We start from the raw sequence: 12,116 nt of genomic DNA on the forward strand, positions 1-12,116 counted from the left end.
TCCCTCGGGGCAAGGGCGAGGCGCGTCACCTGCCCGTAACCTGCCCGTCACATGCACGACACATTGACCGCCCGCGGGGGTCATGCGATGGGCGGGCTTCCCCCGGACGAGGACCTCCCCGCGATGCGCGCGCCGCTCCCGAGCTTCCCGACGCGCGGCGCCCGGCCGGGGTGGGGCGGCCGATGAACCCGCTGCACGGGATCGGCCTCAAGATCCTCTCGGTCTGCGTCTTCGTCGCGATGGCGGTCTGCATCAAGGCGGCGGCGCCGCACGTGCCGCCGGGGCAGGCGGTCTTCTTCCGCTCCTTCTTCGCCATCCCGGTCATCCTCGGCTGGCTCGCCTGGCAGGGCGGCCTGCGCCAGGGGTTCCGCACCCGCTATCCGCTCGGGCATCTCTGGCGCGGGCTGGTCGGCACCTCGGCGATGGGGCTCGGCTTCACCGCGCTCGCCTTCCTGCCGCTGCCGGAGGCGACGGCGCTCGGCTATGCCGCGCCGCTCCTCACCGTCATCTTCGCGGCGATGTTCCTCGGCGAGCAGGTGCGCGCCTTCCGCCTGACCGCGGTCTTCGTCGGGCTGGGCGGCGTTCTCATCGTGCTCCTGCCCAGCCTCTCCGTCGGGCTCGATGACGCCTCGTCGGCGCAGGCGGTCGGCGCGATGGCGGCGCTCTTCGGGGCGGTCTGCGCGGCGCTGGCGCAGGTCACCGTGCGCAAGCTCATCCATACCGAGCGGACGGCGACGATCGTCTTCTACTTCTCGCTGACCGCCTCGGCGCTGGCGCTCGCGACCGTCCCCTTCGGCTGGGTGGTGCCGGTGCCGCGCGAGGCGGCGCTTCTCGTCGGCGCCGGGCTTCTCGGCGGGGTCGGGCAGATCCTGCTGACCGAGAGCTACCGCCATGCCGAGACGGCGGTGATCGCGCCGTTCGAATACGTCTCGATGCTTCTCGCGCTCGTTCTCGGCTATACGATCTTCGGCGAGGTGCCGACGGTGCCGATGCTGGCGGGCGCGGCGCTGATCATCGCGGCCGGCCTCTTCATCATCTGGCGCGAGCGCCGGCTCGGCATCGAGCGTGCCGGGGCGCGCAAGGTGATGACGCCGCAGGGGTAGGGACATGCTGATCTACAAGGTTTTCCGGGCAGGGGAATGGGCCGAGCTCGCGGCGGCGGGGGAGACCCGCGGCGCCCCGGTCGACCGCGCCGACGGCTACGTCCACTTCTCGACCGCCGGCCAGCTCCCCGGCACGCTCGCGAAGCATTTCGCCGGCGAGACCGACCTCCTCCTCCTCGCCGTCGACGCCGAGGCGGCAGGCGAGGCACTGCGCTGGGAGCCCTCGCGCGGCGGGGCGCTCTTCCCGCACCTCCACCGCCCGCTCGCGCTGGCCGACCTCCTCTGGGCCCGCCCGCTCGACCAGGTGGCGATCGGGGATCTGGCATGAGCCTCGGCGAGCGGCTGGCGCTGCCGCTCCTCCACCGGCTCGACCCGGAGACGGCGCACGGGCTCGCGCTCCGTGCGCTGCGGGCCGGGCTCGCGCCGCGCGCCGACGCCGCCGCCTTCCCGCGGCTCGCGACGCGGCTCGCCGGCCTCGATCTCCCCAACCCGCTCGGGCTCGCCGCCGGCTTCGACAAGAACGCGCGCGCCGTCGGCCCGCTCCTCGCCGCCGGCTTCGGCTTCGTCGAGGTCGGAGCGGCGACGCCGCTGCCGCAGCCCGGCAACCCGCGCCCGCGGCTCTTCCGCCTCGCCGAGGACCGGGCGGTCATCAACCGCTTCGGCTTCAACAACGACGGCGCGGCGGCGATCGCCGCCCGCCTCGCCGCCCGCCCGCCCGGCGGCATCGTCGGGCTCAACATCGGCGCCAACAAGACGAGTGCCGACCGCGCCGCCGACTATGCCGCCGTGCTGGCCGCAGCCGGGCCGTACGTCGACTTCGTCACTGTCAACGTCTCCTCGCCCAACACCGAGCGTCTGCGCGACCTGCAGGGCGCCGACGCCCTCCGCGGCCTCCTCGCCGGCGTCGCGGCCGCGAACAGCGCGCTGGCCCGCCCGGTCCCCATCTTCCTCAAGATCGCCCCCGACCTCGCCGAGGCCGAGCTCGAGGCGCTCGTCGCCGTCGCGCTCGAGTCGGAGATCGCCGGCATCGTCGCGACCAACACCACCCTCGCACGTGACGGGCTCCGCAGCCGCCACCGCGCCGAGGCCGGCGGGCTCTCCGGGACACCCCTCCTCGCCCGCTCGACGGCGGTGCTCGCCCGGGTGCACGCGCTGACCGGCGGCCGCCTGCCGCTCGTCGGCGTCGGCGGGGTCGGCTCCGCCGAGGAAGCCTACGCCAAGATCCGCGCCGGCGCCTCGGCGGTCCAGCTCTACACCGCGCTGGTCTACCAGGGGCTCGGCCTCGTTCCGCGTCTCCTCGCCGGGCTCGACGCGCTGCTCGCCCGCGACGGCTTCGCCAGCGTCGCCGAGGCGGTCGGCACGGCGCCTCAGGCCGCGCGCGCCTCGAGCGCGGGATAGCGCAGCCCCAGGGTCACCCCGCGGGTCGCGTTCAGGATCATCAGCGCCGCCCAGAGCCCATGGTTGCCGAAGGTCGGCAGCAGCAGCGCCACCGCCGCCGCATAGACGGCGACCGAGACCAGCGCGGCATTGCGCATGGCCTGCGTCTCGGTGGCGCCGATGAAGATGCCGTCGAGCATCCAGGCGGCGATGCCGATGAGCGGGGCGACGGCCATCCAGGGAAGAAAGATGCGTGCTTCCACACGGACTTCCGGCGCGGTGGTCATCAGGTCGATGAGCGCGGGGCCGGCGAGCAGGATCACCGCCGCCATGAGCAGCGAGGCGCCGCCGCCCCAGGCCGAGGTGAGGCGGGCGGCGCGGCGCAGCTCGGTCCGGGCGTGCGCGCCGAGGGTCTGGCCGACCAGCGCCTCGGCGGCGAAGGCGAAGCCGTCGAGCGCGTAGGAGGTGACCGAGAGGAACTGCAGCAGCACCTGGTTGGCCGCGAGGGTCACGTCGCCGAGGCCGGCGCCGAAGAAGAGGAAGCTGGTGAAGCTCGCCTGCAGGATGACCGAGCGGATCAGGATGTCGCCGTTGACCTGCGCCATGCGACGCAGGCGCCGGGGGTCGAAGACCCGCGGCCAGTCGCGCCAGGTATTGCCGGCGAAGGCCGGGCGGCAGAGCCAGAGGCCGATGAGAAGGCCCGACCATTCGGCGAGGAGCGTCGCGGCGGCGACGCCGGGCACGCCCCAGCCGAAGCCGAAGACGAAGAGGACGGCGAGCAGCACGTTGATGCCGTTCATCGCCAGCTGCAGCATGAGCACCCCGCGGGTCTGCTCCATGCCGATCAGCCAGCCGGTCAGCGCATAGACCGAGATGGCGGCCGGCGCGCCCCAGATGCGGATGGCGAGATAGGTGCGGGCCAGCGCCTCGACCTCCGGCGAGGCCGGCGCGAGGCGGAAGGCGGCCCAGAAGACCGCCGCCTGGCCGGCGACGAAGAGGAGCCCGGCGGCGGCGCCGATGAGAAGGCCGCGCATGAGGAGCGCGCCGGTTTCGGCTGCCTCGCCGGCGCCGCGGGCCTGGGCGACCATGCCGGTCGTGCCCATGCGCAGGAAGCTGAAGATCCAGTAGATCGAGGTGAGGATGATGGTGCCGAGGCCGACGGCGCCGATCGGCGCCGCCTGGCCGAGCTGGCCGACGATGGCGGTATCGGCGGCGCCGAGCAGCGGGATGGTGGCGTTCGAGAGGACGATGGGCAGTGCGATCGCCAGCACGCGCCGGTTGGTGATGCCCATCGGCCGGAGGGTCATTCGCCCGCGGGCGGCATCAGGAAATGGCCGGTGGCCTGGGCGAAGAAGCGTGCGCGGTTGTCCTGCCACGCCTCGACGTGGACCGAGGCGTAGCGGCGGCCGGAGCGATTGACCCGGGCGCGGGCGTAGGCGTCGCGCGGCAGGCCCGGGCGGAGATAGTCGATGGTGAAGTCGATCGTCTTCGGCAGCGGCGGGAAGTGGCCGGCCTCGATCGCCGCCGCCGCCGCGCCGCCTGCCTCCATCCGCTCCCGGACCTGCGCCCAGGCCAGCTCCATGACCGCCGCCGTCTCGAGGAAGGCGCCGATCGCCCCCCCGTGCAGCGCCGGCAGCCGCGGGTTGCCGATCAGCTTCTCGTCGTAGACGAGCATGGCGGTCAGCTCGTCGCCGCGCCGCTCGAGGACGATGCCGAGGTCGCGGATATAGGGCACGCCGCCGGCGAGCCGGGCGAGGGCCGCATCGCGCCGCTGCTTCATCACCTGTGCGGGCTCGGGTGCCATCAGCGCACTTCCAGCGTGAAGGCGCCGGCGGCGGCGGCGACCGGCTCCTCCGGGCTCTCGGTCCAGGCCAGCGCCCGGGTGAAGGCGACCGCGCGGGTGCGGCGGTAGCATTCCGCCCGGGCGAAGAGCCGGCGGTTGGGCTGGGCCGGGCGCATGTAGTCGATGCGCAGGTCGATCGTCGCCGTCGCCTCCGGCGCGGAATGATGCGCGATGACGCTCGCGCCCGAGCAGGTGTCGAGCAGCGCGGTGACGACCCCGCCGTGCAGCACGCCCGTCTCCGGGTCGCCGACGAAGCGGGGGTCGTAGTCGAGCGCCATCAGCACCCAGCTCTCGCCGGTCTCGATGACCTGCATCCCGAGGTGGCGGGCATGCGGCAGCGCCTCGATGAAGCGGGCGGCGATGCGGGCCTTGAGCGCCGCGGGGTCTTCTTCAAGCTCGGCCATGCTCAGTCGCGGGCGCGCGCCCGCGCCTCGTAGATGTCGAAGGGTACGGCCGGCTCGTCCTTGGCACAGCGGATGACGAGGCTCGTCTTGACGCTGGCGACGTTCGGCGCGGCGGTCAGCTCCTCGGTAAGGAAGTTCTGGAAGGTGGAGAGGTCGGGGGCGACGCACTTCAGGATGAAGTCGATCTCGCCGTTCAGCATGTGGCACTCGCGCACCAGCGGCCAGCTGCGGCACTTGGCCTCGAAGGCGGAGAGGTCGCGCTCGGCCTGGCTGGAGAGGCCGACCATGGCGAAGACCTGCACCTCGAAGCCGAGTTCGCGGGCGTTGATGCGGGCATGGTAGCCCTCGATCAGCCCGGTTTCCTCGAGCGTGCGCACCCGGCGCAGGCAGGGCGGCGCCGAGATGCCGACCCGGCGCGACAGCTCGACGTTGGTCATCCGCCCGTCGGCCTGCAGTTCGGCGAGGATCCGGCGGTCGATGGGATCGAGCTTGGTGCCGGGCATCGAGATCTCCTTTTGCCGCCCGTTCCTTACGCATTCGCCCCGGCCTTCGCAACAATGTTTCGGGGTCGCGCACGATTCTTAATCGTGATGCGGGCCGCCCTTGATTCCGGCTGCCTGCCGCCCGACAAGGCGTGACGACAAACAATCCGGGGACTGTCATGGAACAGGAAGTCATCGAGCAGGGCGCGCACATCGGCGGCGTGACCTTCGGCACGTTTCTGCTCGACGCGCTCTTCATCTTCTTCTTCGTCGTCTGGTTCTGGATCCTGATCCGGGTCCTCATGGATCTCTTCCGCCGCAAGGACATGTCCGGCATCGCCAAGGTGCTCTGGGTGATCTTCCTGGTGGTGCTGCCCTACATCGGCATCTTCGCCTACCTGCTCACCCAGGGCTGGAGCATGGGCGAGCGCGACATGGAGCAGGCCGAGCTCGCGCGCGAGCAGCTCCGCAGCGTCGTGGGCTTCAGCGTCGCGGACGAGATTGCGAAGCTCGAGAAGCTGAAGGCCGACGGCACGATCAGCGACGCCGAGTATCAGAAGCTCCGCGCCAAGCTGATCTGATCTGGGGCGGGGGCGGCCCGGCGGCCGCCCTTTCCCCGGCGGACGGCGGGGCCTATATAGCGGTGCCACGCCCGGGAGGTTCCTCATGTCCGACGCCCGCCACACCCGCCTGCTCATCATCGGCTCCGGCCCGGCCGGCTATACCGCCGCCATCTACGGCGCCCGGGCAATGTTGAAGCCGCTGCTGGTCCAGGGCATCCAGCCGGGCGGGCAGCTCACCATCACCACCGAGGTCGAGAACTGGCCGGGCGACGTCGAGGTGCAGGGCCCCGCGCTCATGGAGCGGATGGAGGCGCACGCCCGCTCGACCGGCGCCGAGATCGTCTCCGACCATATCGCCCGGCTCGAGCTCGGCAGGCGGCCCTTCACCGCCATCGGTGACGGGGGAACGGTCTACACGGCGGATGCCGTCATCCTCGCCACCGGCGCCCAGGCGAAATGGCTCGGGCTCGAGTCCGAGGAGAAGTTCAAGGGCTTCGGCGTCTCGGCCTGCGCCACCTGCGACGGCTTCTTCTACCGCGGGCGCGAGGTGGTGGTGATCGGCGGCGGCAACACCGCGGTCGAGGAGGCGCTCTTCCTCACCAACTTCGCCACCAAGGTGACGCTGGTGCACCGGCGCGACGAGCTCCGCGCCGAGAAGATCCTGCAGGAGCGGCTCTTCGCCCACCCCAAGGTCGAGGTGCTCTGGAACCAGGCGCTCGACGAGGTGCTGGGCGAGAACGACCCGCGCGGCGTCACCGGCGTGCGGCTGCGCGACCTGCGCGACGGCACCGAGCGGGTGGTGCCCTGCGACGGCGTCTTCGTCGCGATCGGCCACGCGCCGGCCTCCCAGCTCGTCGAGGGCCAGCTCGAGCTCCACCACGGCGGCTACGTCAGGACCCAGCCCGGCTCCACGGCGACCTCGGTCCCGGGAATCTTCGCCGCCGGCGACATCGCCGACCCGATCTACCGCCAGGCGGTCACCTCGGCGGGGATGGGCTGCATGGCCGCGCTCGACGCCGAGCGCTTCCTCGCCGCGCACGAGGAGGCGGGCGAGCCCGCCCCCGACGCGGCGCAGATCGCGGCGGCGGAATAGGCGCCCGCCGGAGCGGGCGCCCTCGCGGTTCGCTAGAGGACGAAGTCGATCGCCTTGTAGTTCGAGGCGTGGATGCCGGCGCCGTCCTCGATGACGAGCTGGAACTCGAAGGCGGCGTCGGTGTCGGTGTTGCCGCGCACGATCGTGTTGTTGCCGGAGTCGACCAGCGACAGGTGCCGGAGTCCCGAGCCGCCGAAGATGAAGGCCTCGTTGGCCCCCGACGCGGCGTTCGCGTCGATGCCGGAGAGGTCGATCCGGTCGCCGCCGGCAACGCCGACGCCCTGGAAGGCGGTGGCGCCGTCGCCGGCCCGGATGATGTCGCGGGCCGCCGGCGTCGACCAGGAGGCGGAGTCGAAGTCGAAGGTATCGTTGCCGAGCCCGCCGATCAGGATGTCGGGGTCCTCGGCGCCGGTCAGCCAGTCGTTGCCGGCCTGCCCGCGCAGGGTGTCCCTGCCGGGCCCGCCGAAGAGCACGTCGTTGCCCGCGCCGCCGATCACGATGTCGTTGCCGCCCTTGCCGCGGATCTCGTCGTTGCCGCCGAGGCCGTTCAGCGTGTTGTTGCCGCTGTTCCCCTCGATGTAGTTGGCGAGGTTGTTGCCCGTGCCGTTCTGGTTGGTGGTGTTGTAGAGGATGAGCGCCTCGAGGTTGGCGCTCAGGGTGTAGTTCCCGCCGTACGAATAGACCGTGTCGTAGCCCTCGCCGGCATACTCGCTGATGCTGTCGTTGACCGTGTCGACATAGTAGGTGTCGTCGCCGGGTCCGCCGGCCATGCTGTCGTAGCCGCTGCCGCCGTAGAGCGTGTCGTCGCCGTACCATCCGTCGAGATAGTCGTCGCCGCTGTCGCCCGAGATGTAGTCGTTGCCGTAGCCGCCCCAGAGCGAGTCGTCCCCGGAATAGCCGTAGATGTAGTCGTCACCGCCGTAGCCATAGACATAGTCGTCGCCGCCGTAGGCGTAGACGACGTCCTGGGCGTCCGACGTGCCGGTGACGCCGCCCGGGTAGGTGGTCACGCCGGCGCTCAGATAGCTGTAGATGCTGTCGGGATTTGCGGTTCCGTAGAAGTAATTTGCCATGAAAATCTTCCTCGGTCTGCCCGGGGCGAAATGAAACCGTCCAGCAACCTGGACCGGCCCGGAGGCCGCCCCTCGATAACCTCCAGGACCGGCGTGAACCGCGGCGCGATCGGATCAATCGGGATCGCCCGCGGATATCGGTTATGCTTCGGCTGCAGACACGGGGGTGGGCGAAGAAGCCGCACCGCCGCCAAAAGAGATTGCGATCTATAGGCGTCTTCTTAGCACAGGAAGGGACGATTCGAAAACCGGCTTCGCGCCCGCGCGTCCCGGAGGGCGCGCGGGGGCGGGGAAGGGTCAGTGGACGCTGACCGGCGAGAATTCGTTCTGCCGCGCCACCACGAAGGCCTGCGCGCGCTCCGGCACCAGCGCCAGCACCTGCCCGTTGGGGGCGTGGATGGCGTAGAGGTGGTCGAGCGTGGTCTGCGCGCGGATCTCCTCGGGGAGGTCGGCGGTCTTCACCTCGCGGACATAGACGATGCGCTTGTCGCCGAAGAGCTTCTCGTCGGCGGGAAGGCTGGGAAAGTCGGTCATGGCTGCCTCCTAGGTTTCCTTGCCGTTCGTCCGGGCATTGATCGGGATCGCCCGCACGATCGTCTCGGGCTCGTCGCGCGCGAGGTCGATGTGCAGGAGCCCGTGCTCCAGATGAGCGCCCGAGACCTCAACGCCGTCAGCCAGCACAAAGCTCCGCTGGAACTGGCGCGCGGCGATCCCGCGATGCAGGAAGACCCGGCCCTCCGTGTCGTCGGCCTGCCGGCCGCGGACCACCAGCTGGTTGTTTTCGAGCGTGATCGACAGATCGTCCTCGCCGAAACCGGCGAGCGCGAGCGTGATGCGGTAGGAACTCTCACCGCGCTGCTCGATGTTGTAGGGCGGATAGCCGTCGTTGCCCGACTTCGCGGTCCGCTCCACCAGCCGGTCGAGCTGCTCGAACCCCAGTAGATAGGGATGCGAGGCGAAGGATACCTTGGTCATGTCTCAAGTCCTTGTCTCAAGCGACTCTCGCCGGGGTCCCGAAACGGCAGCCCCGACAAGGGAAAAATGGGGGCCGGCCCCAGGAAAAACAAGGTCCGGGCAGAGCCGGGACTATGCGGAAAGCGCGGCCCGGGCTATAAGCGGTCAAAGCCCGCGAGGTGCCCGGCCCGATGAACACGTCTCCCTCGATGCAGCGCGACGAGGTGCTGCGCGTCAAACTGGAGCTCCTGCAGCGCGAGCATCGCGATCTCGACACCGCCATCGCCGCGCTCGATTCCGAGGGCCGCGCCGACGCGCTGACGCTGCGCCGGCTGAAGAAGCGCAAGCTGATGCTGAAGGACGAGATCCAGCGCATCACCGACGAGATCACCCCCGACATCATCGCCTGACCGCGGCGGACCCGACCTTGCGTGCGGCCGGGGCGCGGCTATAGTCGCCGCCTTCGCGCCACCGCCGGGGGGAATTTCGCATGGCCGCGCCACTGATCGGCATCGTCATGGGCAGCCAGTCCGACTGGGAGACCATGCGCCCGGCGGCCGAGATCCTCGCCGAGCTCGGCGTGCCGCACGAGGTCAGGATCGTCTCCGCCCACCGCACCCCCGACCGCATGTTCGCCTATGCCGAGGCGGCCGCCGGCCGCGGCCTGAAGGCGATCATCGCCGGGGCAGGGGGGGCGGCGCACCTGCCGGGCATGCTCGCCGCCAAGACCCGCCTGCCGGTCCTCGGCGTGCCGGTCCGCTCGGTCGCCCTCTCCGGGCTCGACTCCCTCCTCTCCATCGTCCAGATGCCGAAGGGCGTGCCGGTCGGCACCCTCGCCATCGGCCAGGCCGGCGCGGCCAACGCCGGCCTCCTCGCCGCCGCGATCCTCGCCGCCTGGGACGAGGCCCTTGCCGCCCGCCTCGAGGCCTGGCGCGCCGCACAGACCCGCGCCGTGGCGGAGACCCCCGATGACGCCTGAGCCGCTCCCGCCCGGCAGCCGCATCGGCATCCTCGGCGGCGGCCAGCTCGGGCGGATGCTGGCGATGGCCGCGGCGCGGCTCGGCATGCGCACGCACGTCTTCGAGCCGGGCGACGCGCCCGCCGCCCAGGTCGCCAATGCCGTGACCCATGCGGCCTACGACGACACCGCCGCGCTCTGCGCCTTCGCCGCCGAGGTCGACGTCGTCACCTACGAGTTCGAGAACGTCGCGCTCGCCGCGGTCGACACCCTCGCCCCGCTGGTGCCGGTCCGCCCCGGCCGGCGCGCGCTCGAAGTGGCGCAGGACCGGATCGCCGAGAAGGATTTCCTGCGCGGGCTCGGGCTCCGCACCGCGCCCTATGCGGCCGTCGACGGGCCGGAGGCGCTGGCGGCGGCGATGGCGGAGATCGGCGCGCCGGCGATCCTCAAGACCCGGCGCTTCGGCTACGACGGCAAGGGGCAGGTGCGGCTCGATTCAGGCGCCGCGCCCGGCGAGGCCTGGGTCGCGGTAGGCGAGGCGCCTTCGGTCCTCGAGGGTTTCGTCGCCTTCGAGCGCGAGATCTCGGTCGTCGCCGCTCGCGGCCTCGGCGGCGAGATCGCCGCCTTCGACCCCGGCGAGAACGTGCACCGCGACGGCATCCTGCACCGCACCACCGTGCCGGCGCGCATCTCCCCGGCGCTGGCGCAGGATGCGGTGCTGATCGCGGGGCGCATCCTCAACGCCCTCGATTATGTGGGCGTGATCGGGGTGGAGATGTTCGCCACGCGCACCGGCCTGGTGGTGAACGAGATCGCCCCCCGGGTGCACAACTCCGGCCACTGGACCGAGGCCGCCTGCCTGATCGACCAGTTCGAGCAGCACGTCCGCGCCATCTGCGGCTGGCCGCTCGGCGACGGCGCGCGGCATTCCGACGCCGAGATGGTCAACCTCCTCGGCGCCGAGGCGGGCGAGGCGCCGCGGATCGCCGGGGCGCGGGTGCACCTCTACGGCAAGGCCGAGGCGCGGCCGGGGCGCAAGATGGGCCACGTCACCCGCATCTCCCCGAAGGGGCCATGAGCGCGCCGCGGGTCGCGGTGCGCGCCGTGCTCGTGCTGCGCGGGCGGGTGCTGCTCGTCAACGCCTATCCGGGCGAGGCGAGCGATCTCTGGGTGCCGCCCGGCGGCGGGGCGGAGGCCGGCACCAGCCTGCACGAGAACCTGGTGCGCGAGGTGCGCGAGGAGACCGGGCTCCTGGTCCGGCCGGGACGGCTGGTCGGGCTCTCGGAGTTCCACAACCCCGAGACCGGCTTCCATCAGGTGGACCTGCTCTTCCGCGTGCGGCTGGCCGGCAGCGAGGAGGTGGGGCTGGCCGATCCGGCCGGGGTGGTGAACCGGCTGCACTGGGCCTGCGAGGCGGAGCTCGCCGGGCTGCGCGTCAAGCCGGGCATCCTCCGCGAGGTCGCCTTCGGCGCGCGGCGCGGCCTGGTGCACGAGGCGCTCGACGTGATGGTGCCGTGACGGCCGCGGCAGGAGCCTGAACGGGCGGCGCCCCGGGGCCCGCATCAGGCGTAGACGGATTCGCGGCCGAAGTGCCTGGTCAGCAGGTAGTAGACCACGGCGCGGTGCTTGTTGCGGTTCGACCGCCCGTAGCTGTCGAGCACCTTGTCGATGCCGGCCTTGAGCTCCGGCCCGTCCTTCAGGCCGAGCTTCCGCACCAGGAAGTTGGCACGGATCGTGTCGATCTCGGATTGCTGGGTGCCCGACACCACCGAGCTGTCGGGATTGTAGATCGCCGGGCCGAGGCCGATCGTCACCTTGGTCAGAAGGTCCATGTCGGCGGTCACGCCGCACTTCTCCCTGAGGTCGGCGGCGTAGATCGCGATCAGGTCGTCGCGCTTGCTCATTTTTCTCACTCTCCCTTGCCCGCGCTGCCGCGGATGGGGAAAGCATGGCCCGCCCGGCCGCATGTGGCAAGCGCCGGGCCGGGCGGGGCCCGGGCGGGGAAGGTCAGGCCTTGCCGCCCTTGGGCGCCGGCGTGCCGACGCGCAGGCCCTGTCCGGCGGTCGCCGTGGCCTTCGGCTTCTCCTTCTTCGGCTTCTTCGGTTCCCGCGACGGGCGGTCCTTGCCCTTGGTCATGCGCCTCTCCTCCCCGGGGAACCTCCGGCCGACGACGCGCGCGCCCCGGGCACGCAGCGCCCGCCCTGCGAAGGATCTGCGCCTCGCGGCTGGCCGTGTCAACGATGCGTTGAGCTTCGTTGCGATCTGG

18 protein-coding genes are annotated in these 12,116 nt (G+C 71.6%); 9 read left to right on the forward strand and 9 right to left on the reverse strand.

Annotated features, from left to right (window positions below):
- Nucleotides 1-182 precede the first annotated feature (182 nt).
- Genes Q0112_RS14730 through Q0112_RS14740 form a run of 3 tightly spaced genes read left to right on the forward strand, consistent with a single transcriptional unit; the run spans nucleotide 183 to nucleotide 2,501 of the window.
- The gene (locus tag Q0112_RS14730) at nucleotides 183-1,103 is read left to right on the forward strand and encodes a DMT family transporter (RefSeq protein ID WP_297976562.1); all 921 of its coding nucleotides are present in this window, start codon (nucleotides 183-185) and stop codon (nucleotides 1,101-1,103) included.
- A 4-nt stretch (nucleotides 1,104-1,107) separates the two neighbouring features.
- Nucleotides 1,108-1,431 (forward strand): DUF952 domain-containing protein, encoded by a 324-nt coding sequence (locus Q0112_RS14735; RefSeq protein WP_297976564.1) that lies wholly within the window; start codon nucleotides 1,108-1,110, stop codon nucleotides 1,429-1,431.
- Nucleotides 1,428-2,501, forward strand: coding sequence for a quinone-dependent dihydroorotate dehydrogenase (locus Q0112_RS14740; protein ID WP_297976566.1), 1,074 nt, complete (start codon nucleotides 1,428-1,430; stop codon nucleotides 2,499-2,501). The genes Q0112_RS14735 and Q0112_RS14740 overlap by 4 nt, the downstream gene beginning before the upstream one ends.
- Here Q0112_RS14740 and Q0112_RS14745 read toward each other — a convergent pair.
- Genes Q0112_RS14745 through Q0112_RS14760 form a run of 4 tightly spaced genes read right to left on the reverse strand, consistent with a single transcriptional unit; the run spans nucleotide 2,471 to nucleotide 5,230 of the window.
- On the reverse strand, nucleotides 2,471-3,787 hold the full coding sequence (locus Q0112_RS14745; RefSeq protein ID WP_297976568.1) for an MATE family efflux transporter: 1,317 nt from the start codon (nucleotides 3,785-3,787) through the stop codon (nucleotides 2,471-2,473). The genes Q0112_RS14740 and Q0112_RS14745 overlap by 31 nt on opposite strands.
- Nucleotides 3,784-4,284: a PaaI family thioesterase gene (locus Q0112_RS14750; RefSeq protein ID WP_297976570.1), complete on the reverse strand. Its 501-nt coding sequence runs from the start codon at nucleotides 4,282-4,284 to the stop codon at nucleotides 3,784-3,786. Before Q0112_RS14750 ends, Q0112_RS14745 begins: the two co-directional genes overlap by 4 nt.
- Complete coding sequence (locus Q0112_RS14755; protein ID WP_297976572.1) at nucleotides 4,284-4,727, reverse strand: PaaI family thioesterase; 444 nt, start codon at nucleotides 4,725-4,727, stop codon at nucleotides 4,284-4,286. The genes Q0112_RS14750 and Q0112_RS14755 overlap by 1 nt, the downstream gene beginning before the upstream one ends.
- Nucleotides 4,728-4,729: 2 nt before the next feature.
- Nucleotides 4,730-5,230, reverse strand: coding sequence for an Lrp/AsnC family transcriptional regulator (locus Q0112_RS14760; protein WP_297976574.1), 501 nt, complete (start codon nucleotides 5,228-5,230; stop codon nucleotides 4,730-4,732).
- A gap of 158 nt (nucleotides 5,231-5,388) precedes the next feature.
- Here Q0112_RS14760 and Q0112_RS14765 point away from each other — a divergent pair, with 158 nt between their 5' ends.
- Entirely contained in the window at nucleotides 5,389-5,790 is a 402-nt protein-coding gene (locus Q0112_RS14765; RefSeq protein WP_297976576.1) for an SHOCT domain-containing protein, read from the forward strand.
- 85 nt (nucleotides 5,791-5,875) lie between these two features.
- On the forward strand, nucleotides 5,876-6,865 hold the full coding sequence (gene trxB / locus Q0112_RS14770) for a thioredoxin-disulfide reductase (RefSeq protein ID WP_297976577.1): 990 nt from the start codon (nucleotides 5,876-5,878) through the stop codon (nucleotides 6,863-6,865).
- A gap of 32 nt (nucleotides 6,866-6,897) precedes the next feature.
- Here trxB and Q0112_RS14775 read toward each other — a convergent pair whose 3' ends face one another.
- From Q0112_RS14775 to Q0112_RS14785, 3 genes are all read right to left on the reverse strand, one after another.
- Nucleotides 6,898-7,938 carry a calcium-binding protein gene (locus Q0112_RS14775; protein ID WP_297976579.1) on the reverse strand — a complete coding sequence of 347 codons (1,041 nt, stop codon included), beginning with the start codon at nucleotides 7,936-7,938 and terminating at the stop codon, nucleotides 6,898-6,900.
- A gap of 297 nt (nucleotides 7,939-8,235) precedes the next feature.
- A complete protein-coding gene (locus Q0112_RS14780; RefSeq protein WP_297976581.1) occupies nucleotides 8,236-8,472 on the reverse strand; it encodes a DUF1150 family protein in 237 nt (78 codons plus the stop codon).
- A gap of 9 nt (nucleotides 8,473-8,481) precedes the next feature.
- Nucleotides 8,482-8,913 (reverse strand): Hsp20 family protein, encoded by a 432-nt coding sequence (locus Q0112_RS14785; protein ID WP_297976583.1) that lies wholly within the window; start codon nucleotides 8,911-8,913, stop codon nucleotides 8,482-8,484.
- Nucleotides 8,914-9,083: 170 nt separating this feature from the next.
- On the opposite strand from Q0112_RS14785, the gene Q0112_RS14790 reads away from it, so the two are divergent.
- The 4 genes from Q0112_RS14790 (at nucleotide 9,084) to Q0112_RS14805 (ending at nucleotide 11,368) form a co-directional block, all read left to right on the forward strand.
- Entirely contained in the window at nucleotides 9,084-9,302 is a 219-nt protein-coding gene (locus Q0112_RS14790; protein ID WP_297976584.1) for a DUF465 domain-containing protein, read from the forward strand.
- An 80-nt stretch (nucleotides 9,303-9,382) separates the two neighbouring features.
- Entirely contained in the window at nucleotides 9,383-9,871 is a 489-nt protein-coding gene (gene purE / locus Q0112_RS14795) for a 5-(carboxyamino)imidazole ribonucleotide mutase (protein ID WP_297976585.1), read from the forward strand.
- Complete coding sequence (locus tag Q0112_RS14800; protein ID WP_297976588.1) at nucleotides 9,861-10,928, forward strand: 5-(carboxyamino)imidazole ribonucleotide synthase; 1,068 nt, start codon at nucleotides 9,861-9,863, stop codon at nucleotides 10,926-10,928. The genes purE and Q0112_RS14800 overlap by 11 nt, the downstream gene beginning before the upstream one ends.
- The gene (locus Q0112_RS14805) at nucleotides 10,925-11,368 is read left to right on the forward strand and encodes an NUDIX domain-containing protein (RefSeq protein ID WP_297976590.1); all 444 of its coding nucleotides are present in this window, start codon (nucleotides 10,925-10,927) and stop codon (nucleotides 11,366-11,368) included. The genes Q0112_RS14800 and Q0112_RS14805 overlap by 4 nt, the downstream gene beginning before the upstream one ends.
- Before the next feature lie 44 nt (nucleotides 11,369-11,412).
- Here Q0112_RS14805 and Q0112_RS14810 read toward each other — a convergent pair whose 3' ends face one another.
- Both Q0112_RS14810 and Q0112_RS14815 read right to left on the reverse strand, forming a co-directional pair.
- The gene (locus tag Q0112_RS14810) at nucleotides 11,413-11,754 is read right to left on the reverse strand and encodes a DUF2853 family protein (RefSeq protein WP_297976592.1); all 342 of its coding nucleotides are present in this window, start codon (nucleotides 11,752-11,754) and stop codon (nucleotides 11,413-11,415) included.
- 103 nt (nucleotides 11,755-11,857) lie between these two features.
- Nucleotides 11,858-11,986 (reverse strand): hypothetical protein, encoded by a 129-nt coding sequence (locus Q0112_RS14815; RefSeq protein ID WP_297976594.1) that lies wholly within the window; start codon nucleotides 11,984-11,986, stop codon nucleotides 11,858-11,860.
- Nucleotides 11,987-12,116 lie beyond the last annotated feature (130 nt).

Source organism: uncultured Amaricoccus sp., assembly GCF_937858865.1.
Lineage (GTDB): Bacteria > Pseudomonadota > Alphaproteobacteria > Rhodobacterales > Rhodobacteraceae > Amaricoccus.